This window comes from Enterococcus sp. DIV0802b, assembly GCF_050543535.1.
Taxonomy (GTDB): domain Bacteria; phylum Bacillota; class Bacilli; order Lactobacillales; family Enterococcaceae; genus Enterococcus_D; species Enterococcus_D entomosocium.
Genome location: NZ_CP172941.1, coordinates 2,557,691 through 2,582,059 on the forward strand (window position 1 = coordinate 2,557,691; position 24,369 = coordinate 2,582,059).

The 24,369-nt window shown below is 44.3% G+C and carries 20 protein-coding genes, 1 tRNA gene and 2 other annotated features; of the genes, 8 read left to right on the forward strand and 13 right to left on the reverse strand.

Annotated features, from left to right (window positions below; genetic code table 11):
* Positions 1 to 4: 4 nt before the first annotated feature.
* Both IGJ12_RS12015 and IGJ12_RS12020 read right to left on the reverse strand, forming a co-directional pair.
* Entirely contained in the window at positions 5 to 559 is a 555-nt protein-coding gene (locus IGJ12_RS12015) for an ECF-type riboflavin transporter substrate-binding protein (protein ID WP_430619067.1), read from the reverse strand.
* Complete coding sequence (locus IGJ12_RS12020) at positions 556 to 1,404, reverse strand: SAM hydrolase/SAM-dependent halogenase family protein (RefSeq protein WP_430619068.1); 849 nt, start codon at positions 1,402 to 1,404, stop codon at positions 556 to 558. Before IGJ12_RS12020 ends, IGJ12_RS12015 begins: the two co-directional genes overlap by 4 nt.
* 92 nt (positions 1,405 to 1,496) lie before the next feature.
* Positions 1,497 to 1,736, reverse strand: a binding site (T-box leader).
* A gap of 631 nt (positions 1,737 to 2,367) precedes the next feature.
* On the opposite strand from IGJ12_RS12020, the gene IGJ12_RS12025 reads away from it, so the two are divergent.
* A tRNA-Leu gene (locus IGJ12_RS12025) sits at positions 2,368 to 2,449 on the forward strand.
* A 93-nt stretch (positions 2,450 to 2,542) separates the two neighbouring features.
* Here the strand turns inward: IGJ12_RS12025 and IGJ12_RS12030 are convergent.
* Complete coding sequence (locus tag IGJ12_RS12030) at positions 2,543 to 4,195, reverse strand: peptide ABC transporter substrate-binding protein (protein WP_086373195.1); 1,653 nt, start codon at positions 4,193 to 4,195, stop codon at positions 2,543 to 2,545.
* 562 nt (positions 4,196 to 4,757) lie between these two features.
* Between IGJ12_RS12030 and IGJ12_RS12035 the strand changes: the two genes are divergently transcribed.
* Complete coding sequence (locus IGJ12_RS12035; protein ID WP_005234539.1) at positions 4,758 to 5,210, forward strand: DIP1984 family protein; 453 nt, start codon at positions 4,758 to 4,760, stop codon at positions 5,208 to 5,210.
* Positions 5,211 to 5,445: 235 nt separating this feature from the next.
* Here IGJ12_RS12035 and IGJ12_RS12040 read toward each other — a convergent pair whose 3' ends face one another.
* From IGJ12_RS12040 to IGJ12_RS12055, 4 genes are all read right to left on the reverse strand, one after another.
* Positions 5,446 to 6,162: an NADPH-dependent F420 reductase gene (locus tag IGJ12_RS12040; protein WP_087664998.1), complete on the reverse strand. Its 717-nt coding sequence runs from the start codon at positions 6,160 to 6,162 to the stop codon at positions 5,446 to 5,448.
* A complete protein-coding gene (locus IGJ12_RS12045) occupies positions 6,155 to 7,216 on the reverse strand; it encodes an LLM class flavin-dependent oxidoreductase (protein ID WP_087627089.1) in 1,062 nt (353 codons plus the stop codon). Before IGJ12_RS12045 ends, IGJ12_RS12040 begins: the two co-directional genes overlap by 8 nt.
* A 152-nt stretch (positions 7,217 to 7,368) precedes the next feature.
* Positions 7,369 to 7,731, reverse strand: a complete 363-nt coding sequence (locus IGJ12_RS12050; protein ID WP_010747697.1) for a TIGR02328 family protein — start codon at positions 7,729 to 7,731, stop codon at positions 7,369 to 7,371.
* A 14-nt stretch (positions 7,732 to 7,745) separates the two neighbouring features.
* Complete coding sequence (locus IGJ12_RS12055) at positions 7,746 to 8,714, reverse strand: NADP-dependent oxidoreductase (protein ID WP_034878421.1); 969 nt, start codon at positions 8,712 to 8,714, stop codon at positions 7,746 to 7,748.
* A gap of 267 nt (positions 8,715 to 8,981) precedes the next feature.
* Between IGJ12_RS12055 and IGJ12_RS12060 the strand changes: the two genes are divergently transcribed.
* The gene (locus IGJ12_RS12060) at positions 8,982 to 10,061 is read left to right on the forward strand and encodes an ABC transporter substrate-binding protein (protein ID WP_430619069.1); all 1,080 of its coding nucleotides are present in this window, start codon (positions 8,982 to 8,984) and stop codon (positions 10,059 to 10,061) included.
* Positions 10,062 to 11,666: an amidohydrolase gene (locus tag IGJ12_RS12065; RefSeq protein ID WP_008379171.1), complete on the forward strand. Its 1,605-nt coding sequence runs from the start codon at positions 10,062 to 10,064 to the stop codon at positions 11,664 to 11,666.
* 117 nt (positions 11,667 to 11,783) lie between these two features.
* On the opposite strand, the gene IGJ12_RS12070 is transcribed toward IGJ12_RS12065, so the two are convergent.
* The 3 genes from IGJ12_RS12070 to IGJ12_RS12080 are packed head-to-tail and all read right to left on the reverse strand — an operon-like array spanning position 11,784 to position 15,961.
* Positions 11,784 to 13,214: a glycoside hydrolase family 1 protein gene (locus IGJ12_RS12070; protein WP_008379173.1), complete on the reverse strand. Its 1,431-nt coding sequence runs from the start codon at positions 13,212 to 13,214 to the stop codon at positions 11,784 to 11,786.
* A gap of 28 nt (positions 13,215 to 13,242) precedes the next feature.
* Positions 13,243 to 15,114: a beta-glucoside-specific PTS transporter subunit IIABC gene (locus IGJ12_RS12075; RefSeq protein ID WP_430617317.1), complete on the reverse strand. Its 1,872-nt coding sequence runs from the start codon at positions 15,112 to 15,114 to the stop codon at positions 13,243 to 13,245.
* Positions 15,104 to 15,961, reverse strand: a complete 858-nt coding sequence (locus tag IGJ12_RS12080; RefSeq protein ID WP_008379178.1) for a PRD domain-containing protein — start codon at positions 15,959 to 15,961, stop codon at positions 15,104 to 15,106. The genes IGJ12_RS12075 and IGJ12_RS12080 overlap by 11 nt, the downstream gene beginning before the upstream one ends.
* Positions 15,962 to 16,682: 721 nt before the next feature.
* Here IGJ12_RS12080 and IGJ12_RS12085 point away from each other — a divergent pair.
* Together IGJ12_RS12085 and IGJ12_RS12090 are read left to right on the forward strand one after the other, a co-directional pair.
* The gene (locus IGJ12_RS12085; RefSeq protein WP_005234527.1) at positions 16,683 to 16,829 is read left to right on the forward strand and encodes a hypothetical protein; all 147 of its coding nucleotides are present in this window, start codon (positions 16,683 to 16,685) and stop codon (positions 16,827 to 16,829) included.
* Between the two features lie 218 nt (positions 16,830 to 17,047).
* Positions 17,048 to 17,632 carry an SOS response-associated peptidase gene (locus IGJ12_RS12090; protein WP_429967304.1) on the forward strand — a complete coding sequence of 195 codons (585 nt, stop codon included), beginning with the start codon at positions 17,048 to 17,050 and terminating at the stop codon, positions 17,630 to 17,632.
* An 82-nt stretch (positions 17,633 to 17,714) separates the two neighbouring features.
* On the opposite strand, the gene IGJ12_RS12095 is transcribed toward IGJ12_RS12090, so the two are convergent.
* Positions 17,715 to 18,320, reverse strand: a complete 606-nt coding sequence (locus IGJ12_RS12095; protein WP_016613677.1) for a short chain dehydrogenase — start codon at positions 18,318 to 18,320, stop codon at positions 17,715 to 17,717.
* Positions 18,321 to 18,521: 201 nt separating this feature from the next.
* Positions 18,522 to 18,753 (forward strand) — a binding site (T-box leader).
* Between the two features lie 49 nt (positions 18,754 to 18,802).
* Here IGJ12_RS12095 and IGJ12_RS12100 point away from each other — a divergent pair.
* Complete coding sequence (locus IGJ12_RS12100; protein WP_430619070.1) at positions 18,803 to 19,657, forward strand: MetQ/NlpA family ABC transporter substrate-binding protein; 855 nt, start codon at positions 18,803 to 18,805, stop codon at positions 19,655 to 19,657.
* Positions 19,658 to 19,780: 123 nt separating this feature from the next.
* On the forward strand, positions 19,781 to 20,692 hold the full coding sequence (locus IGJ12_RS12105; protein WP_005234515.1) for a LysR family transcriptional regulator: 912 nt from the start codon (positions 19,781 to 19,783) through the stop codon (positions 20,690 to 20,692).
* Between the two features lie 137 nt (positions 20,693 to 20,829).
* Here IGJ12_RS12105 and IGJ12_RS12110 read toward each other — a convergent pair whose 3' ends face one another.
* Positions 20,830 to 22,578, reverse strand: a complete 1,749-nt coding sequence (locus tag IGJ12_RS12110; protein WP_086332607.1) for an ABC transporter ATP-binding protein — start codon at positions 22,576 to 22,578, stop codon at positions 20,830 to 20,832.
* The gene (locus IGJ12_RS12115; protein WP_430619071.1) at positions 22,562 to 24,316 is read right to left on the reverse strand and encodes an ABC transporter ATP-binding protein; all 1,755 of its coding nucleotides are present in this window, start codon (positions 24,314 to 24,316) and stop codon (positions 22,562 to 22,564) included. Before IGJ12_RS12115 ends, IGJ12_RS12110 begins: the two co-directional genes overlap by 17 nt.
* Positions 24,317 to 24,369: the final 53 nt, after the last annotated feature.

The window sequence follows — 24,369 nt, forward strand, 5'->3', positions numbered from 1 at the left end:
TTGTTTAGGATTCCTTGCTCAAGCTGCCTTTTTTGGTTTTGGTTTGGGCATAGGCTTTTAGCAGGATCACTCCGATTATCCCAGTTACGACTGCGTTGGTCAATCCCGCAATGACTCCTTGTGCAAAGGCTTTGTTCGCTGGTTCGCCATAGATCAAAATATCACCGATTGGGGCAACGATCACCCAGACGACCAAATTTGCAATCGATTCACCGATCAAGAAGGTCCGAATTTCTTTAGCGCCAAAGGTTCCTTGCTGGATTGGAATCCAACGAGTCAAAAGTCCGAAGAACACCCCTAAGATCCCAGAGGCGGCGATCCAAGACCACCACGGACCATAAGTCGTCAAATCTCCTAGGGCATGGCCGATAAAGCCCGCTAAACCAGCAACGATTGGACCGTAGACAACGCCTAATAGTGCCAAGAAAGGATAGGCTGTGGCGATATCTGTATTTGGAAAACCAGTTGGAATCGTGACGAAACGTTTTAAGACGAAAAAGACGGCAGCACCGATTCCGATAGCAACAATGTGTTTTACTGTAAATTTTGATTGATTCATTTTTCATTTCTCCTTTTTTTGAGGGTAATTTTCCAATTCGTGCCAGTCCCGATTTTATAGGTTTCAGCAAATGAAGCCAAGTTGAGCCCTAAACCAATATTCAATAGGGAATTGACATATAAGACAGGTTCATTTTCCGACACTTGCGCAAAGGAGCGTCCGAAACGCACTTCTTCTTGATAACGAAGCGTATCTTGGTAATAAATACTGACGAGCAGCGGCTCATTGTACTGTACCTGCCATTGCTTAAAGAACGTATGGGGAATATTCGTCCACAACGAACCAAAACGAATATCAAGAATATCGATCGTGCCAGTGATCGTTTCTGCTGTTTGGCTTGGCTTTTCAATGACAAAGACTTGGATCGCTTCTTTAGGTTCGGGTGTTCCTAGCTCATCAAAGCTGATGGCGCCACTGGCGAGACGCGCGGCGTTATACATATAAACATCCCGACCATGAAATGTATGGCTTTCGGCTGATCCTGCCAACCGCTCAGTTGCCTCATTGATCACCCGTAGTTCAGTGATTCCGATATAAGTCGCTAAATAAGTCAGTGTGCCATTATCTGGTGTCAAAACCAACTGTCCGGTCGCCAACTTGGCAACCACACTTCGTCGATCAGACCCTACGCCAGGATCGACCACTGAAACAAAGACCGTTCCTGCCGGCCAATAGGTGACGCTTTGCAGCAGACGATAGCTGGCATCATGAATGTTGTATGGCTCGATCTCATGAGTCAAATCAGCAATGACCAGCTCCGGTGCCACTTGATAAGCTACCCCGTACATCGCATTAACCGCTCCATCTTGCAAACCAAAATCGGTTTGAACCACTAATTTGTGCATTTTTCTCTCCTCCCAACAACCTTTCTCCTTTTTAACAAAACCTGCGCTTGAAACAGCTGACCGTGCAGACACAAAAAAAGCCCTTAGCCAAAGCTAAGGGCATCACCTGCGGTACCACCTTAATCTGCAAAACCTTCACAGGCTTCACCTCATTCAGTACCCGAAAACACTCGGAGACTGTCGCTTGTTAACGGGGCAACCGTATTTTCCTAATTAGTCAGAAAATCCGCTCCAAAGTCATTTTCAAATCATTCGTTGTCGTTCCTTCCCACCTACCGGAACTCTCTGCTAGACAACTTCCTTGATTCTACTTTCTTTTTCATCGCGTTTGCATTTTGTTTCATTTAAATTATCAAAGCTTGTGCCTTTTGTCAATTCTCTTTTAAGAAAAAATTCAAACAGAAGGCATAATTTGTCAAAAGATTCACGCAATTCCTAAATTTCGCTCGAAAATTCTTCATATTTTCTCGGTATGATACTTGTATACCAACAAACAACCCTAACACTTTTTCATTTTTACTCCTTCCCGCCAGTCCCCGATGGCGGGCTCCTTTTTGTCTTCTGACTGTTTTACATGGTTTCACTTTTTCTTGGCGATTTCTTCTCAGAATTCTGTTTGATTCGTCAACTTTTTTTCACATTTTCACGCTATTATAAATGCATACCAACAAACAACCCTAACACTTTTTCATTTTTACTCCTATCCCGTCAGTCCCCGCTGGCGGGCTCCTTTTTGTCTTCTGATTGTTTTATCTAGTTTCACTTTTTCTTGGCGATTTCTTCTCAGAATTCTGTTTGATTCGTCAATTTTTTTTCACATTTACACGCTATTATAAATGCATACCAACAAACAACCCTAACACTTTTTCATTTTTACTCCTATCCCGCCAGTCCCCGCTGGCGGGCTCCTTTTTGTGAGATTGGACTTGCATTTCTTCCTAGAAAGGATTATCTTTATCTTATGCGGAAGTGGCGGAATGGCAGACGCGCACGCTTCAGGCGCGTGTGAGTTTATCTCGTGTGGGTTCAACTCCCATCTTCCGCATTTAGCAGTTCAGCTTTCTGAACTGCTTTTTTTGTTGCAAAAAGCGCATGTTCATCGAATAAACATGCGCTCTTCATTCAGCTATTTTTCTCCTTATTCACTGACATAGGCGGTGCGGAAAAAGAAATGCGCGCCATAGGCTGGGAATTGGATGTCTTTTACATTTGATTTGATCAGATAATTTGAAGCACTCTGGTATAGAGGGACTTGCGCAGCATCTTGTTCCAACAAAATTTCTTCTGCCGCTTTGTAATCTTCAAAATATTGATCGGGGTCATTGGCATGAACGGTGCGAGCATCTTCCGTCAATGCCGTATATTCTTCGTTGACATAGCCGCCGTAGTTAAAGGAAGCGCCATTTTTGTATAAGATAAAGAACATATCCATGTCACTACTTCCAGCGATCCAGCCAGAAACGGAAAGCTCGTAATCACTATTTGCTCTTGATTGATTCAAGCTGGCACGTGGCTGTTTGTTGATGGAGATCGACAAGCCTGGCAAGTTTTCTTGCAGTTGGCTTTGCAAGTACTCCCCGATTTTTTGACCATTGTCATCATCTGTCACTAATAAACGCAACGTCGTACTTTCGCCAATTTCCGCTTGGGCTTTTTCCCACTCTTCCTTGGCCGCCTCTAAATCATACAAGTTGTAATCACCGCTATATGCTCGAAAATCTTCGCCAGTATTTGGATTCGTAGCTAAGCCGGTGGGGACCAGCCCGTTTAAAACTTTCGCTCCATCGTTCAACACATTATCCACGAGACTTTCTTTGTCGATCGCCAACGCGATCGCTTTACGCACATGAACATTTGCCAAGGCATCGTTGGCCGTTTTGTTAAAGTCTAAGAAAAAGTTCGCAACATCATTTTGCGTAACTAGCTCTTCATTGTCTCCATATTGTTGAACATAGATCCCACTGATTTTTTGCAAATCAAGGTCGCCGCTTTCAAACAATTGGATCCCAGTATTTTCTTCTTTGATGGTGGAGCCTTTGATCTCCTCCAATTGAACGACATCAGCATCATAGTATTGGTCATTTTTCACCAATGTCCACTCATCCCCAGTCTGTTGCCAATCGGTCAAGGTAAAGGGACCAGAATACAGCAAATCTTCACTTGTACGAGCATAGGTATCACCTTTTTCTTCAACAAAGGCTTGGTTTTGCGGTGCCAACCAGCCGATGGAAATCAAGGATAAAAAGGATGGCTGTGGCTGCTCCAACTGCACGATAAAGGTCGCGTCATCTGGGGTCTCCAGACCAATCGTTTCTATATCAGCATTGCCTTCACGAATGTCTTTACTATTAACTACATTATCTAACAAATAGGCGTTAGGTCCCATCGTTGCTGGATCGACTAACTTTTTCCACGCATAAGCAAAGTCAGCTGAAGTGATCGCTTCGCCATTGCTCCACTTCGCATCCTCTCGCAAGGTAAAGGTATAGGTTTTGCCATCTTCACTGATTTCGACTCCTTCTGCCAAGCCCGGAACTGGTTCACTGTTTTCATCGAAACGGTAAAGCCCTTCGAATAAATGTTGAACGATGGTAAATGTTGCTTTATCCGTCGTTTGAGTCGTATCGAGAGTCGTCAGCTCAGCCGGTAGACTCACCGCAATCGCTTGATTCGGCGCTCCGTTAGTTTCAGCCTCTGATCCCTCGGTATTTCCTGTTGTCGTGCAGCCGGAAAGGGTCAACCCAATCACTCCTGCTGCAACCAATAAACGCTTCTTCCAGATCATTTCCATTCTTCCTCCTATGTGATTGCGCAACCAACGCAAGTGTTTTTCATGACGGCAAAAAACGCATTCATCGATAAAAAGAAAAAACCTCATCCCTTTGCTTATCAATTTTGACAAACAAAGGGACGAGATTTTCGTGTTACCACCCTTTTTCGCACCATCCTCACAAATGGCACCTCAACAGTACGCTAAGATACTTGGCACGATAACGGCTGCTTTCCGTCTGATTTGCGTGAACAAATCAGATCACTCAGAGCTCATCTTCACTTTTTTTCTGCTGCCCTTTCTCACCATCCGGGTTCTCTTCTAACAGATTCCAAAGCTACTCTTCTCTTCATCGTCTTTCTTTTTATCTAAAAAACAGGTAAATGACGTTTTTTTGTCTATTTCATGATTGTTATAAAGTATACTATTGGTGTTTTTGGAAGTCAACAAGAATTGCGAATATTCAGTTTTTTATGATTTTTCTGGCAGACCTTTTTTTGCATCTTGCTTGCCTTTCATCACGTTCTTCTCTAGGATAAGAACTAGATAAGCTGTTCTCATTTGTAAAAAGGAGTGTGCCAAAATGAAATTAGCAGAAGCGTTACTTTTAAGACGGGATTTGAACAATCGTCTGTTTCAATTACGTAACGAGATCTCTAGCAGTGTGTTAGTCCAAGAAGGCGATACCTTGGATCGTAGTATCACAGAATTGTTCAAGGAATACGATGAGATCAATCAACAATATTCAGAATTAGTCGTTGCCATCAATCGGAAAAATGCGACTGCCTCTTTAGCAGATAGTGCGTTATTGCTGATGGAAGCACTAGAACAGCGAGAACAGCTGCGCCGCAAGCATGCACTGCTAACGCAAGCACTGGATGAAACCAAAGCAGCTCCCCGAATAGGTCGCAACGAAATTCGACTGGTGCGTACGATCGATACAAAAACGCTAACGGAGCAATTGAATGCGACCGCCAAGCAGCTGCGAGAATTAGATGGAAAGATCCAACAAACCAACTGGCTGGTCGATCTTTAATCAATATGGGTGGGTGTCAAAGGCGAGCACAAAGCAGGTACAGGCTGATATGTACACTATGGAACGTCTGGCAGAGACGTAAACGTAACAACCACTGCTTACGAATCACAATCGTAACAATCACATTGTATTTTTTAGCGACCACGTGCTGATTTGACTGGATGGGAAAAACCCTCTTCTTTTTTGAGAAGAGGGTTGTTTTTATCGTATCCAGTCGTACATGGAGGCGGCTCTTTTACTGCGAAGCCTGCTGCTTGTTACTCACAGCGGAAGGACGCGCCAGAAACGCTTGCCCTTTCTCACTGCTCCAAAACTCCTTCATCAATGCCGTCAATCCCTCTTTGGTTTGATTGGCACCAAAGAAAGGACTGCCGGGTTCCAACATGATGCCATTAGCTAAAGCACCGATAGGAAAGGGATCAAAGCCGAAGGCAGAAACGATTTCTGCTGTCTGATCGAGGGCGGTTTGGTCATCACCAGCAATGGCGATGGCTTTTTTGGCAGTTCCTTGAGCAGCCGTTCTCGTCAGCAAAGATTCCTCTTGGATGTCGTGGTACCCCATATGATTGAATCCTTTGACTACTTTACTTTGGGAAAAATAGCGTTGCACACGTTCCGAAGAAGTCTGCTCGATGGATGAGTATTCTGTTTCTTTGCCATCGACTTCCCACCAATAATTCATGGCATCGATTATTAGCTTGCCAGCCAAAGCTTCTGCTGGTAGCTGTTGGTACTTACTCAACGGAATTGCCAAAAGGATCGTTTGGGCTTCTGTCATCACTTCAGCGGCATTTTTTGCGATCGCTCCCGGAGCCAACACAGAAACGGACAAGGCGATTTTTTCTGCTGGCTTCGTACTAGCGATCAAGACCCGATAGCCCGCCTTGGCACCAAGATTTGCGAGTGCTAAGCCTAACTTGCCTGCGCCTAAAATACCGATGGTTTTAGGCATTGCTATCACCTGCTGCCAACAATTCTTTCACCCGTGGAATCACTTTGGTTCCATACAATTCAATCGTTTTGAAACGGTCTTTTTGCAGCTGTCCGCCAGTACCGTAAACCAGATCAAAGCGTTCTACACCGACTTGCGGCATCATACGGGCGATTTTTTGCGCCACGGTTTCTGGACTGCCTACATAGTAAGAACCATGTTCGACTTCAAAGTCAAAGCGCTCTTTGCTCATGGCTGGCCAGCCGCGATCAAGACCGATTTTGTCCATGCTCTTTTTGATGTAGTTCCAGCCGATTTCATAGGCTTCTTCGTCGGTGTCGGCGATCACACCATGGGAGTGCATGCCGATTGGCAAAATCGGTTGCCCCAATTGCTGCGCTGCCTTTTTATACAGATCAACATACGGCGCAAAACGAGCAGGTTCGCCACCGATGATCGCTAACATAACGGGAAACCCATAACGGACGGCACGAATGATCGATTCAGGGGTTCCACCGACACCCACATAGGTATCTAATTGGTGTCCCTCGATTTTTGGAAAAACGTCGGCATTTTTTAAGGATTGCGTGAACTTGCCTTCCCAAGTTAATGGTTTGCCTTTTCTCAATTCACTGAACATCGCTGTTTTTTCTTCAAATAGTTCTTCATAATCTTGCAAGTCATAGCCGAATAGAGGGAATGATTCAGTAAAAGATCCTCGTCCCAGCATGATTTGTGCACGACCGTTCGACAACGCGTCAACGGTCGCAAACCGTTCGTAGACCCGCACGGGATCATCCGAACTCAAGACAGTTACACCGGTACCTAATTTGATGGTTTTGGTAACCATCGCTAAAGCCGCTAGTACCGTATCAGGACTTGAGATCGAATATTCTTCCCGATGGTGCTCCCCTAAGGCAATGACATCGATGCCGACTTCATCGGCTAATTTTCCTTCTGCCACGATATTGCGCAACGATTCGCTGTAACTGATCCGTTCTTTCGTTGTATCATCAAAGGCTAGATCGCCAAACGTATCTAACCCAAATTCAAGATTTCTGTGATTGATGGTCATTTTCTTTTCCTCATTTCTCATTACTGATTCTCTGTTCTCACTATAACAAGGAACAAAAAAAGTTGCGAACAATATGCTTACTTTTTGTAAGTTATCGATTTTAAAGCAAAAAAACACTTTCCCGAACAAAAATTCAGGAAAGTGTTTGGTCTTTAAAGATAGATCCCTTTACTATGGAGATTCACTAAGCATTCTTCCAAGTATGCTTCATCATGTTCTGGATAGATCGGCGTAGTCAAAGGAACAGCTTGAACGGAGGGTTCCAGCGGCAGATTTTTGCCACGATACGCTGGATCGTACCATTCAGGTGCTGGCCGATAGCCTCGATAGGTCATTTCATCCAGCACTAACTGATGGTATTGAAACAATTTATAGGGCGGATGGGTAAAAACGTAATCGACGGTTGCGTGCTTCTTGCCCCAGCCTAGCCCCCGCAAGGCTGCTGCTTCACGATGCTGGCCTAACAGCTGCTGCCGAGGCAAAGCAGGTATCAGCGCTTCATGCCATAAGCGCATCGGTTCAGCCTCCTTTATTCTGCGTCTTGGCTGATGAAATTGTCTTGGTTTTCAATAACGATCTTGCCGACTGCATGGTGTGTCTCACTCAATGCGTGGGCATCGTAAATTCCTTGTGCTGTCAATGGGAAGGTTGCACCGATGACACTGTTGACTTTTTCTGCTTCGATCAGCTCTGTCAATTCTGCCAATTGTTTGCCGTTGGTTCGTAACCAAACTGCTTTGGCGAAGATGTCTTTTTCTTTTGCCAAGTCTTCGTCTTCAATACTCAAAATCGAGATCAGACGGCCCTTAGGTTTTAAGACAGTGAAACTTTTCTTCTGGGTGTCGCCCCCCATCGTATCAAAGACCAAATCGATGTCTTGCAAGACTTCTTCAAAATCTGTCGTGTGGTAATCGATGATCTCATCGGCACCAAGTTTTTGCAATAACTCATGGTTACGTGGACTAGCCGTCGTGATGACGTAAGCGCCAACTGCTTTGGCCAGTTGGATCGCATAGGTACCAACTCCGCCTGCTCCGGCATGGATCAAGACTTTTTCCCCTTCTTTTAAACGACCGTGTTCAAACAACGCTTGGTAAGCAGTCAAACCAGCTAATGGCACTGCAGCTGCTTCTGCGTAGTTTTGGTTTTCTGGTTTAATCGCTGCTAACTCAGCATCCACGATGGCATAATCAGCATACGTCCCAAAACGAGTCGTTTCAGGGCGGGCATAGATTGCATCACCAACTTTGAATTCTGTCACGTCAGCGCCTATTTCTACGATATCCCCTGCGACATCCCAGCCTAAAATAATTGGGAAGTCCCATGGAAACATTTGTTTCAAATAGCCTTCTCTTAATTTCCAATCGATTGGGTTGATGGATGTTGCGGCAACTTTGACTAATAATTGATTTGCTTTTAATTCTGGTAATTGGACCGTTGCTTCTTTTAATTGGTCTTTTCCACCATAGGCTTCAATAACGACAGCACGTGTTTCCATTGATGCTTCACTCCTTACATTCATTCTTCATCAAAGAGAGGTTCCTGTTTTTCCATCCCTTGATTTCTCACTTCCCTAGCTTAGGCAAAAGGAAGAAATTTGACAAATGATATGTTTGGAAACTGCCGCAGCCACCTGGCCGTTCCTCCTGCTAAGCCTTGAAGGAAACGGGTTTATTTTTTCTTCATTTTTTTATTGCCTTTTCTTTAAAAATCAATTACGCTACTCAAGAAATACGAAATTGTAAAGAAAGAAGGAATTGATGAATTGAAAAGGTTGTGGGTATTTTTTGGCGGTGTGATCGGCATCACCGCATTGCTGTTTTTCGGTGCTTCGGTGTTAACGAGAGAATCGGGGGCAGCAACGTCGTCCGACAAAAATACAGTGATTATTTACAATTGGGGCGAATATATTGACCCCGAATTGATCAAAACATTCGAAACTGAGACTGGTTACTCAGTGATTTATAATACATTTGACTCCAACGAAGCGATGGAAACAAAAATCAAACAAGGCGGCTCACGCTATGATTTGGTTTTCCCTAGCGAATCGATCATTCCGAAAATGATCGAAGAAGGACTGTTAGTGCCTTTAGATCATCAGAAATTGACGGGAACGGAAGATCTGTCGCCTTTTTTGATGGATCAAGCCTTTGATCCAAACAATACCTATTCGATCCCCTATTTTTGGGGCACGATCGGGATCATGGCAAATACTGAAGAAGTCGATGTTTCTTCGATCCATGGCTGGGGGGATTTATGGAACCCTGCATTTAAAAATGATGTATTGATGGTGGATGGTGCTCGCGAAACCTTAGGAATCGCGTTACAGACGCTCGGTCTTTCCCAAAATGAAAAAGACCCGACCAAAGTCGCCGAAGCCTTGAAGAAGCTGGAAAGTATCCGCCCCAACGTCAAAGCAGTTTTGACCGACGAGATCAAAACCTTGATGATCAACAACGATGCCCCTTTAGGAATCGGGTATTCGGGCGATGCCGCTTATGTGATGGCGGAAAATCCTGCCGTCACCTATATCGTTCCCAATGATGGCGGTGCGATTTGGACAGACAATTTTGCGATCCCGAAAACCGTTGGCAATCTTGAGGGAGCCTACGCCTTCATCAATTTTATGCTGCGCCCAGAAAATGCCGCACAAAATGCCGAATACGTGGGCTACGCCACGCCGAGTGAAACGGCCAAAGCCATGCTACCAGTAGAACTTACTGCTGACAAGGCTTTCTACCCTGAGCCAAGTGCGATGGAACAAATGGAACATTATGAATACTTAGGAAAAGAAGCGGTTGAGCTTTATAACGACCTTTTCCTTGAATGGAAGTTGGGATTATAATTGTCACTATTACTAAAATCTGAACACATCTTTGATACCAAAACGAAAACGACTTTTGCGGGCTTTCTCCTGATAGAAGACCAGAAAATCACGGCTGTGGGTCCTCTTTCAGCGCTGCCAACACTTGCTGAAGACACCCAGGTCATTGATCTCAAAGAACAAATGATCATCCCGGGCTTTATTGATGCTCATGTTCATTTTTATCTTTCCGCATTACTCCATCAAGGGGCACTGACCCATCTTACGGGAGTGACAGAAGAAGCCGTTGCCCAGCAAGTGCCCGCGCTGCCCATCACACATGGATGGAAAATCGGCATCGGCTGGTTCAGCAGTGATTTCGGTCAGCAAGTCTACCCAACGAAAGATTCGATCGACAACTATTGTGCCGACACGCCTGTCATGCTGATTTCCGGTGATGCCCACAGCATTTGGTTAAATAGCCAAGGGATCGCTGCTTTAGGGATCACACCTGAGAACTTGCCAACGGGGATCAGCGGGGAGGCATTGCTTGACGAAAACAGCGGACAATTAAGCGGCTGCTTTTTAGAAGCGATCGCCATTCATTATTTAGCAGAGGTCTTACAGTCATTCCAAGCGCAAAGCTCTGCTGCTTTTCTGACCTATATGAAACAGCTCAATCAATACGGCATCACGACGATCGGCGATGTTGCCTTGACAGGAGAAAGCTGGGACGATTTGGTCTACCCCAATCTTTATCGACAAACGGAAGCAGAAGCGACCTTGCGCGCTGTCTTTTATCCAGCCATGCGAGAAGACATCACGCAACTAAAAGAAACTTACCGTACGTATCGCTCCGAAAAAGTACAAATGGGCGGCGTCAAACAATTTTTTGACGGCGTGACGAGTACGCACACGGCTTTTTTAAAAGCGGAATATGAAACACCGTATTTTGCTGGTGATGTCGGGATGCCGTTGATCGATGTTCAACGGATGCGCCGCTTTATATTACAAGCTAACCAGCAAGACTGGCCGATGCGCATCCATACCATCGGTGATGAAGCGATTCGACAAGCACTCCTCTTTTATCAAGAAAGTGCTGCTGCTCACCCGCTTTCTAAAGGCAAAGCCAATACCTTGGAACACTTGGAAGTGATGGATGCCGCCGATTTGCCACTAGTTCGCCAAGAACAACTAGTACTCTCCGTACAGCCTAGCCATCTATTAGTCGGTTATGAGACCCTCGATGAAGAAGTAGGACCTCAGCGTGCCAGTCAAATGTTTCCTTTTCAATCCTTTCTAGAGCAAGGTGCCACCTTGGCTTTTGGGACTGATACGCCGGTCGTGATCGACGTGACCCCTTTAGACTCGCTGTATTATGCGGTTGCTCGGCAAGAAAAAAATGGCCAGCCAGCAGGCGGATTGATGCCACAGGAAAAAATCACCATCGCCGATGCCCTCTATGCCCACACCGCAGGCGCCGCCAAAGCCTTGAGTCGGCAAGATATCGGTCAATTAGAAGTTGGCTGTTTAGCCGATCTTTGTATTTTGTCACAAAACATCTTGCCTTTAACTGCCGAAGAATTGCTTCAAACGACCGTTGAAGCCACCGTATTTGATGGACGATTTGTTTATTGGGGCAACTAACATGAACCCCTGATATGGACCACGCGTGTTTTACGCGTGGTTTTTGTTTTGTACGCGCTGAAATTGATACGCAAAAAAACTCCAGCACTTGTACACCGCAAGTACTGGAGTATTTAATCATAAGCCGTTTCGTTCAATCACTTTTTGATACCAATAGAAACTGTCTTTTTTCTTTCTATCTAAAGTCCCTGTCCCGTCGTCATATTTATCCACAAAAATGATGCCATACCTTTTTTTCATTTCTCCTGTAGAAGCACTGACAATATCAACGGCACTCCAAATCGTGTAACCAATCAACTCGACACCATCATCGATGGCTTTCTCCATTTCAGCAATATGCTTTTCTAAATAATCGATGCGATAATCATCATGAATCTGTCCATCTTCAGCAACAGTTTCTGAAACCCCGATCCCATTTTCCACGATCATCAATGGCAGTTGGTAGCGATCATAAATATCATTCAACGCAATTCTCAATCCTACTGGATCAATCATCGCATTCCATTCCGTCTGCTCTAGATAAGGATTATTTACGCCTGAACCGCCAATCATACTGTGCCCATTTTTGGTAACTTTCTCATCTGCAGAGACACAAAGTGTTAGATAGTAACTAAACGTGTAGTAATCCACTGTTCCCTTAGCTAGGATCGCTTGATCTTCTGGTGCAAACTCGATTGCAAAGCCATGATCAGCAAAATATTTCTTTGCATAATAAGGATATTTCCCTGTGACCTGCACATCGCCACAAAATTTCGAGTGCATATTTTCTTCTTGTTTGGCTAGTAATACATCATTTGGATGGCTAGTATAAGGATAGCGTGGCATATAAGAAATCATACAGCCGATTTTCAGGTCTGGATAATGCTCATGTCCGTAAGCGACAACCTTTGCACTGGCAACAAATTGATGATGCAGGGCTTGGTAGCGTTGCTGTAGATTATCCGGCTGATTGATAAATTCAGATTCACCAACTTGCAGTCCCAGTGATAAAAAGTTTCCGATACTTAAGGTGGCCGTGTTGATTTCATTAAAAGTGATCCAATAGTTTACTTTTTCGTGATAGCGTTCCAACAACACCGCCGCATATCTCGCATAAAAGTCGATCACTTCACGACTCGCCCAACCATTGTATTCTTGGCTCAAATATGCGGGAACATCAAAATGAGCAATGGTTACAATTGGTTCAATCCCGTACTTCCGACACTCGTCAAACACGCGATCATAAAAGGCCAGGCCTTCTTCATTCGGTTCAGCGTCGTTGCCCTTGGGAAAAATTCGGGTCCAGTTGATAGACATGCGGAAAGCTTTAAATCCAGCTTCTGCAAACAATGCAATATCTTCTTGATAATGATGATAAAAATCAGTTGCTTCGTGGCTTGGATACAACAACTCTTCTTCAATTTTTGCTGTGATTTTCCGAGAAGTCGTATGGCTGCCACCGCTGATCAAGTCAGCACAAGCGAGTCCTTTTCCGCCCTCATTATAGCCGCCTTCATATTGGTTTGCCGCCGAAGCGCCGCCCCATAAAAAATGTTTTGGGAAACTCATTGCTGTCATCCTTTCTTCTTTCTAATGGTTAAAAAATGGCTAATAACTGATCGCCAGCTTTAATTTCTTGATGTTGGGCAAGTGCCACAACATCTAAGAAGTCTGCCGTATTGGTAACAGTGATCATAACGGTATCTTCATACCCTGCCTGAGCGATTTTTTCTGCATCAAAGTGCAATAATGTTTCTCCCATAGTGATTTGATCACCTTCATTGACTAGTCGTTCAAAGGCACTTCCTTGCATATTCACCGTATCAATACCGATGTGGATCAGAAGTTCAATCCCCTCGGTACTGGTAAGTCCAATCGCATGATTTCCTGGAAAAACGGCAGAAACCTGTCCCGTAAATGGGGCAATCACCTGTTGATCTTGTGGCTTAACAGCAATTCCTTTACCTAATGCCAATGAAGCAAACGCCTGATCATTGGTTTCTGTCAATGGAACGGCAGTTCCTTTTAAAGGTGATAATACAATTTTTTCAATCGCTGATTGTTCTTTCTTCGTTTCAGAAGAAACATCAGTTGCTTTGGCTGTCACATCTTGCGCTCCAGATTTGACTGCTTGCGGCTGATTATTATTAGGAAAATCTGCATCTTTGACCATGACCCAGGTGTAAGCAAAGGCAATCGCAAAAGTAATCAACGAGCCGATCAGCGCATGAAACACACTGCTGTATGATGGAAGCGCCACAAATGAAGCAATGACTACTGGCGTATTGATTTTCATCAAACCAAAATAAAGTCCCCCAGCAGCACCCCCAAGGATCATTCCGACAATCGGTTTTTTCAGACGTAAGGTTACTCCGTACAAAGCAGGTTCAGACACACCCATCAAGGCAGTAATTGCCGATGAAAAACTCACTTGTTTAAATTCCGTATCCTTAGCTTTGATTCCAGCCGCTAAACAAATCGCTGCTTCGGCAGCCAATCCAAGCAGCATACCAGGGACGATCAAATCATCATACCCGTACGTTGCCAAAGAAGTTAATAAAATAGGGGTCAGCGTCGTGTGCATGCCCGTCATTACTAGCAATTGAGCAAAGGCACCCATAAACAAGACGGCTAACGGACCAAAATTGTTTGTTAAGTAGTTCAAAAACTGTGACACATAGTTGCCGATCGTCACACCTAATGGTCCGATTAGCAATAGAGCCAGCGGTGTGATCACGATGATGGCGATCAATGGACGTAGAATAAATTTGACACTGTTCGGTAAAATCCGATCGGCGAACCGATAGACATAAGACATAACCCAGACACTTAATAAAACTGGCAAAACGGAGGCATTGTAGCTCACATTCGGTACGAGCAATCCAAATAATGTGATTCCTCCTTCTTGGCTAAGAAGGGCCGTCAATCCTGGCATCACAAAAATCGCTCCGACGTAGCTTCCTAAGAAAGGATCAATTTTCAATCGTTTGGCCACAGAATTTCCTAAATAAACGGGAATGAAAAAGAAGGCTGCTTGCGATACTTGATACAATACGAGATACGTATCGTCAGTTGCAGCTAAAATTCCTGATAACTCCAATAGTGAAAGGACCACTTGCAGCATTCCTCCAGCTGCTATGATTGCAATCATCGGTGTAAAACAGCCTGCGATAAAGTCAAGGAGTCGTGAGATGATCGATTGATCGCTACTGCTTTGATCAGCCGTCGTTTCTGTCGTCGGTAGTTGAGCGTATACACTCGATACATCTGGCCCAATAATCACTTGGTATTGACCATTTCCCTGAACGAGTCCAGTCACTCCTTTTAACTGTTTGATTGCTTCACTGTCAGCTTTTTTGTCGTCGGCCAGCGTGAAACGCAGTCTTGTTGCACAGTGGGTCACGTGCTGGATATTTTTACCTCCGCCGACATTTTCATAAATTTCATTGGCTAGTTTTTTATAGTCCATTGTTTTTCTCCCTTTCTCCTTGTTCCGTCAATTTCTGGATATGGAGTGATAGATAAATTTCTTCATTTTCTGAGATGCTGATATCATACGTATTTTTGATATAAACCTTGATTTTTTCCACACAGTGAAACGCTTGCGGATACATCTTCTCAATTTGTGCATAGAGCGTCGACGCTTCATAGCTGGGAAGTGTATGATTGATCACATTTTGTGCAAAATAGTGCAGATGCGTGACAAAGCGAGAATAATGGAAACTATTCTCATCAAAATTTTGTTTGTACTCATACTTTACGATCGTCAGTACGTCTTCTATAAATTTCGCGATTTGATTGGTAACCGCCATATCCTTCTTTTGTGATTGGACATTTACAAAATGCAATGCGATGGAGATCGCTTCTTCTGTTGGTACATCGATCGCTAGTTCTTGCTCCATAAGCTGGACAGCATACACCCCAATGGCATATTCATCGGGATAAAATCGCCGAATATCCCATTGCAAAGGACTATGAAAAGTCATTTGCTGCTTGATCCTATGAACAGTGAAATCAATATGATCCAGCAAAGTCAAATAAATATAGTCGCTGACTGCTAAGCGATAATTCTGTTTGGCATAAGCCACGATTTTAGCAACGATCGCTACGTATTTCGGATCGCATTTTCCTAATTGATAGCTAAAATGTTCCAACATTGCGTGAGTATCCAATACAAAAATCTTTTCAAAATCTTGTTCTTCTACATCATCTCCTACCTTCTTATTGAAGCTGATGCCTGTAGAAAATCCGATAATTTCATTGCTGCCTTTCTTTAGTAAGACAACATTATTATTTAAAAACTTCTTTATTTTCATGATTTCCTCCACCTTAAAAACACTAAAAAACCTCATACTCCACCCTTGGTGGAATATGAGGTTTGCCTTCTTACAGTAACACGCCTCTTGGTCACAGCACTTCTGTAACCGTTATCTAATTACATCGGTATCATAGCACTTCAAAAAAAACTTGTCAATCGCTTCCTTAAATTTTTTCACACGATCGCTAAGCCACCGTTGAGCTTCTCACAAAAGCTATTTTTGTCAGACTGGTGTTTTAAGAACAACTTTTGCTTTTTTTAATCCCCAAACCAGCAACTTGCCGGCACAATAAACAACAATCTTCGTGCTTATGCAGCGCTTGAATCATCGTTTCTTTCTACAAACCATTTTTTGAGGGGAAAATGTCTCAATAACACGCAAATACAAAAATAGATTCTCTTCTCTACTTTTGACACCTATCTTAGCTATTCCTCGATTGGTCTATTTGTTTAAATTTCAAAACAAAACAGCTTTCATTCTTTGTCCTTCTATGCTGGAAAGCAAGTAGCAGTAACTTTATACATCTAGGTTCCTTCGTCTTTCCTTTCAAATGCGCATTGGTCTATTCCACACCTCCTCCCTTTATCTCTCAATCTTTTCTTAAGCGTTTGAACAATTTCTTAATAAAATAACTAACAAAAAATAAACTTTTACTATATCTCTTGAATGTAAGCGGTAAATTTGTTATTATTACGAAGGATAAGGAGGTGTTTATCGATTGTATGCGATTAAAATCTTTCATGGTTATCTAACCGCCGAAGGAAAAAGAACACGGGACAAAACAATTGCATTGACCTATACTTGCAGAGAAGATGCTGAACGTTTCGCAAATAAAATCGGCGGGAGAGTTAAAAAAATTGGCTAACCAACTAGAATAAAAAAGGCTGTCAACCTCAGTAGGTGACTGCCTTTTTTTGTTATCTGATTTCTTTTAACTCTTTTCGCGGTACTAACTTTTTACATAACCGTCCCTATCCTTTCCTTGTCGAATCACGCTGTGAAGCAAGTTAGTTGGTTTTGACGCCTTGAGTCTTTATACTGAAACAAAGGCACCAGCCAATCCAAAAAAGGAGTGACCTGTCCATGTGCGGCCGATACTTATTTGATCCATCAACTGGCGAATTGTCAGAATATTATCAAGAAGCCGCGGCGAAAGCCCGCAAGCGCCAACAGACTGTCGCTATCAATGATGTTTTCCCCTCCAATCACGTCGTAACCATCGGTGCAAATCAACAACAACAAGTTGTAGCCGGTGTGACAAGATGGGGCTTTACCGGCTTTAAAAAAGGGCATTTGATGATCAATGCGCGTTCTGAGACTGTTGAAGAAAAACCGACTTTTCGCAAGCCTTTCCAAGAGCATCGCTGTGTCTTTCCGATGTCTGGTTTCTATGAATGGAATCATGAAAAGGAAAAGTTCCTCTTTTCGCAAGATCACGTGATTTATGCTGCTGGTTTTTATCGCATCCTTCAAAAAGAGGATCAGATCGAAACCGAATCAATCATTCTAACGACTGCCGCGAACGATTCTGTTGAACCAGTCCATGATCGAATGCCTCTGTTCTTAGAAAAAGAAGCGATTGCTTCTTGGATCAATGACTTGGCTTTTGCTCGCCAACAACTCAAAGCAGAAATGCCCAAGCTGAAAACCCAATTGCTCTCTTCTTAACTGTTTGCTACTTCTTTTTCAGCAGAACAAAAACCGCCAAGTCAGCTTTGATTTGGCGGTTTTTTTCTACTTCTGCTTTTTCTTAATAAACGGTGAAGGTCTTGCCAGTCATGATTCCAAAGACTGCTTTTTGATACGCTGCAAAAACGGGTGCGTCACCAACGGGAATAAAGCCTTTGAAAGAATCGGCGAAGGTTTCCCAAGAGCCCACAAGCGCATTGGGACTGACTGCATTGATTCGTATCCCCTGACCGATCTCAAAAGCTGCCGATGCCACGAAGGCTTCTAAACCGCCGTTGACCAGTGCTGAAGGCGTGCCCATTGGGATAAATTCGTCTTTGATAATTCCAGAAGTCAGCGTGATACTGCCACCTTCATTGAGAAAATGCTGGCCAATCAACGCAAGGTTGACTTGTCCTTGCAGCTTCGAAGCCACCGACTGTTGAATATCTGCTGGCGTCAATTCCTCAAAGGGTTTAAACACTGTGCTTCCCGCAGCGGAAACAATGGCATCCACTTTCCCAGTGGCTGCAAATAGCTGGCTGACACTGTCTGCATCCGCAATTTCGACTTGATGATCGCCGCTGCTACGGCTAGCCGTGATCAGCTCCACCTCTGGTAGCTGCTGAAAGCCTTCAACTAAAAGCTGCCCAAGTGTGCCGGTATGACCAATCAAAAGTAATTTCATTTGCTCGCCTCTTTTTTTGTTTTGTGTTTCGATTCTAACCCAACCAAGCGATTTCGACCATTCATCTGCTTTTCCTGCTTTTTAGGTCTATTCTTGCCCTTGTCCATTTGTTCCCCTACTACCTGCGTAGTGATTGGAATCACCTATCACGAAAGCAATTGACAACTTTCTCATCTTGTTCTAAGATACTACTAATTTCATACACATGCTGTGAGAAGAAGAGTACGATCCCCCCTTTCTTTCAAGAGAACTCGGAACTGGTGGAAACGAGTAAGGAAGACGATCCGAAAATGACCTTTGAGCATTCGTGGACGAACAATCCCCGACGGAGAAAGCCCGATAGCGCAATGCAGTTTATTTGATGAACTGACTGAGGTTTTTTGTTTCAGCAAAAAACAAACGAAGGTGGTACCGCGAAATGATCGTCCTTCCCAAAGACTATTCTTTGGGAAGGCTTTTTTTATAAAAAAGGAGGAAAAGTTATGAAACGAAAGATTCGATTGGGTGTGGGCATTGGTTTATTGTCCTTAGTTTTATTTGCCGGTTGTGGCAATCAAGAAGAAGTAACGGGAAATGCCGAGGAACAGCAGACAGAAATCAGATTGGGGACGACACCAGGGCCTTACAGCGAACTGTTTCTCAAAGGAATCAAACCGATTTTAGAAGAAGCTGGCTATACTGTGACGGATATTGGCTTTACTGGAGTCTTGGAAGCGGACATTGCATTGAACGATGGCGAGATCGACTTAAACGTCGATCAGCACACCGCCTATTTAGAAAACTTCAATGAAAACACGGATGCCGATTTAGTGGGTATCACACCGATTCCTACCGTTCCAGCCGGCTTGTATCCTGGCAGAAAGGACAATTTAGCAGCGATTGAAGCAAACGATACCATCGGGATCCCCAATGATCCGTCAAATAGTGCCCGTGCCCTGTTGCTGCTGCAAAAAGCCGGCTGGATCGAACTTGACCCGGAAGTGGCGCCCATTGACGCGACGTTAAGAACCATTACTGACAATCCTTATGACTTGGATATCGTTGAGATGGATTCTGCGCAAATCCCCCGCAGCTTAGCAGATTTAGACTATGCGGTGATTCCCGGCAGCATCGTTTACAGTGCTGGAATCGCTGCAGAGGAAAGCTTATTAAGTGAAGACATTTTGCAAGAGTATGAACTGGTGGCAACGATAAAAAAAGCCAACAAAGATAGTGACTGGGCACAGGCAGTGGTGGCAGCTTATCATTCTGAAGCCTTTAAAGAACTGCTGGCAGAAGAAAATCAAACGGGTTATTGGTTTATTCCTGAAGAATTGCAATGCCCGCTTCACAAGTAGCAATAGGCAGCAACTGTCGTCGTATTTTTTAAAGAAGCTTCTATTACTATAGAAGGAAAAGACATGACTACTATTGATTAGTGGACCATTCCCCGTCTGAATCTTTGTAAAGGAGGTCAAAAATTGAATATTCAACAAATGCGCATCGTGCAAGCGATCGCTGACCATGGAAGTTTTCGTGAAGCAGCCAAACGGCTGTATCTTTCGCAGCCAAGTCTTTCCCAAGCCGTGAAAGAGTTGGAAACAGAATTGGAGGTCCAGCTTTTCGAGCGTACGAATCAAGGCGCCCGCTTGACTGCCGAAGGCTCGGAATTTCTAGACCATGCCCAGCCAATCTTGAGTCAAGTGGCGCAGCTGCAAACGCGTTTTTCCAGCAAGCAAGCAGCGAGTCAAACCTTCGCTATCGCAAGCCAGCACTATGATTTCACGGCTGGAATTTTCAGTGAGCTGCTGCAGGAATTTCCCGACTGCCGCCAGTTTCGCTTATTAGAAACCACGACCTTAAAGGTGATCACGGACGTGCAACAATATCGAAGTGAATTTGGGATCCTTTATTTGAATGAGCAAAACCAAGCAGGATTGGAACGACTGCTGCAAGGCGCCCAATTGTCCTTCGAGGCGTTGGGACGGTTTCGCCCCCATGTCTTTTTGCGAGCAGCTCATCCCTTGACAGAAAAAAGGCAGCTTTCCTTAAGAGATCTCGCCCCTTATCCACAAGTACGCTTTTTGCAAGAAGATGAACGCTATTCGTTCTTCTCAGAAGATTTGATCGACTTCGCTCAAAGCCCTCAAGTGGTGCATGTCAGCGATCGAGGCACGATGGTCCAGCTATTACAACAGACGGATCTTTATGGAACCGGCTCGGGGATCGTTGCCCAACCAGAACGCCAAGGCTTGGCTTTTCTTCCTTTGATCGACGCGTCCGAGGGTGAGATCATCCTCATTAAAAAGAACGATCGCCCGTTATCAGTGATCGGCGAGCGTTTCTTAGCAAAATTACGGCATCATCTTACAGCTTTTCCTAGTGATATATAAGCGAAGGCCTCCTCTTCCAACTCCCCATAGATGATTGGCTGCTCCTTCGCATTATATAAAAAATCCTTGAGCCACTTCCCATGCAGGAGGCTCAAGGATTTTCTTTTACGGTTAACATTGTCGGCAATCACCGCTGATTACAGCTGCTCTGCCTGCATTTGATACATTTGCTGATAGATTCCTTGCCCTTGGACAAGACTCGAATGGGTTCCCCGTTCCACGATCTTCCCTTGATCCAAGACCAAGATTTGATCTGCTTGTTTGATCGTTGACAAACGGTGAGCGATCATAAAGGTCGTCCGTCCTTTTTGCAAGATGGTCATCGCCTTTTGAATGATGGATTCTGTTTCAGTGTCCACATGGCTCGTCGCTTCATCCAGAATCAAGATTTTCGGATCAAACACTAATGCACGGGCAAAACTGATCAGCTGGCGTTCTCCACTAGAAAACTCATTGCCTTTTTCAACGACTGGATGATGGATGCCTTTTTCGTAGCGGCTCAAAAGGTAGTCAGCGCCGACTTGTTTCAAGGCATCGATAATCATCGCTTCGGTGATCGTTGGATCGTTCATTCCGATGTTGCTGGCGATCGTTCCAGTAAATAGATAGGGATCTTGCATGACGATCGCCATTGAATCTCTTAAACTATGACGATCAAAATCAGCGATCACTTGTCCATCCACAACGATTTTTCCGTGCTGCGGATCATAAAAACGGAACAACAGGTTCAAAATACTCGATTTTCCAGAACCAGTATGACCGACTAGAGCAATGGTCTCTCCTGCGGCAACGTCAAAGTTGATATCGTGCAAGATCGCTTGCTCAGGATCGTAGCCAAAGGTCACCTGTTGGAAAGAAACATCGCCATTCGTGACAGTCAGCTGCTCACTTTGTTGTTTTTCAACCGGCTGATCAGCAAACTCAAAGACCCGCTGTCCGGCAGCCAATGATTGCTGCACATTGGTGATGGTTTGGACAAGCCCTTCGATGGGATCATACAGGCGGTTGATGTAATCAATAAAGGCATACAGCAAGCCTGCTGAGATCGCCAAGCGGCCATCAAGGAAAAAGGCGGCCAAGGTCGTGATCAAAATCAAGATCGTTGAGTTTCGCAACAAATTGCCTAATCCCCAAGCGATACTTGAATCGAGTAAGAGGTATTTACGTCCAGTTTTGAACCATTTCTCTACTGTTTCATTAAATTCTTTCTGCAACTGCTTTTCTCGTTGGAAGGCTTGGATGATCGCCATTCCTTGGACAAATTCATTTAACTGCCCACTGATTTGTGAGATGTATTCCCGCATTGCTAAATTGTAACGAGAGGCATATTTGGTGTAAAAATGCTGCCAGATTCCTAAAATCGGGATCAGGATCAGCATCGCTGCTCCTAAGGTGCGGTTCAAAAGAAATAATGCAATAAACGCACCAATGATTTGGATGATGTTGCTTAACAAATTACTGATCACGATCACGTAGAAATTAGACCGCAAAACTTCGGTGTCATTCGTAATCCGTGCGACGACTTTACCAGCTGGGATCTGGTCAAAGTAAGAAACCGGTAATTTGTGCATATGGTCAAAAAGCTGATCCCGCATTTTTTTGACAATACTGTTGGACATTTTTCGCAATTGCAGCAAGCTGATATAACGAAAGAGGGAACCAATCAAATTGACCAGCAAATACCCAGCGAGTAATTGGATCAAAAGCATCGTGTTTAGGTTTCTGCTGTCAACCGCCGGTGTCATCACTCGGTCGATCAGCTGTTTGGCAATCAGTGGTGAAGTCAGCTCGAGCGCTGCTGCTAGCAACAGCAAGATCGCGCCCACGGTAAATTGTTTTTTATAATAGCTCAAATACGTGAGCAAACGCTTAATCGTTGAGAACACTTGTATCGTCCTCCTTTAACTGTTGATGGTAATACTGTTCTTGGTACCAGCCTGGCGTTTCGATCAACTCCTGATGGGTACCACGCTGTGTGATCCGTCCGTCTTCTAAGACGATGATTTGATTCGCTTCGGTGATGGCGGACAATCGATGGGTCACGATGATGGAGGTCGGTGCCTGCTTCATCGTTTTCAAATTCGTGATGATGGCTTGTTCCGTTTTGGCATCAACTGCCGAAAGGGCATCATCCAGTAAGAGGACTTCACTGTTTCGTAAAAACGCCCGTGCTAAGGACAAGCGTTGTTTTTGTCCACCAGAAAGGGAAACGCCTTTCTCACCGACGACCGTTTCGAGCCCTTCTGGCATCCGCTTGATGTCTTCGCTAAAGCAAGCAGCTTCCAGTGCTTCCCACAATACTTCTTCGGAAGCGTCTGGCTGTCCGAATAACAAGTTCTCGCGAATCGTTCGTGAAAACAAGGTATGTTCTTGCGGTACTTCTGCAAAGTGGTTGCGCACTGCTGTTGTTTGATAGGCCGTCAACGGCTGCTCGTTGATCAAGGGGACTTGATCAGAGTATGGATAGCGGTGACCGAATTGTCTTAGCAGCGTCGTTTTTCCGCTGCCGGTCTTCCCAACGATCCCTAAGACTTCTCCACGAGTGATCGTCAAATCCAGTCCTTCTAACACATAACGAGCTGCTTGCGGGTATTGGAAATGGTATGCTTCAAAACGGATCGTATTGATGGCTTGCAGGTCGGCTTCGCCTGGCGTTTCTAATTCATCTCCCGTCTGCAGCACTTCATTGATCCGACGCCAGGATGCGGCACCTTGCTGCATCACATTCACAAGATCTCCTGCTGAGATCATCGGCCAAACGACCATTGTCAAGTACACTTGGAAAGAGACCATCGCACCGATGGTGATCGTTTGGTTGGCAACAAGAAACGCCCCCACACCAAAGCTCATCACGAAACTGATTGCTAAGATGATGGTAATCAGCGGCCCAAAACGGGAATCGATCTCAGAAACGATATTGTTTTTCGCTCGTGTTTCCAGTGTTTTCTTTTGAAACTGTTCCGTGGTGGCTCCTTCTAGTCCATAAGCTCGGACGACCCGAATGCCATCAATGATCTCCAACACTTCACTGTTCATCTCAGAAACAGAATTCTGCGCTTCCGTAAACGCCTTATCGACTTGCGAGCCCCATTTGAAAATGTAATAGGCTAAAAGCGGCATTGGAATCAAGGCAATCAAGGTCAGTAGCCAAGAAACCGTCCCAGCCATCATCGCTACGATAAAACTTAGATACAAACTAGTATTTAAGAAAACCATCAGACCATACCCAACGGTCATCCCCATCACTTGGACATCGTCACTGGAACGAGTCATTAAATCACCTGTTCGGAAACGATGGTAAAACGGCGCCCCCATTTTGAGAAAGTGGCTCATCAATTGTTCCCGTAATTGTTTTTGCAAATCGTAAGAACCAATAAATAAATTAAACGTCCAAACAAATTCGGCCAGATATCCTAACAAGATAGCTCCGGCAAAGAGGGTCACGTATTGGACCAGTACCGAATAATCAAAATTATCTTGGATCAGCGCATCAATGAATAAGCGCAAGATATAGATTGGTGCGACATACATCGCACTAGCAATCACCATAAAGACGAATACGAAGGTATAGCGCACCTTATGTTCTTTAAAATACGTTGTTAATTGTTTTAATACATACTTCATGTTTTATCCCTCACATTCTAAAAAAGCACACAAAAAAGCTCTGTCCCTTCGGA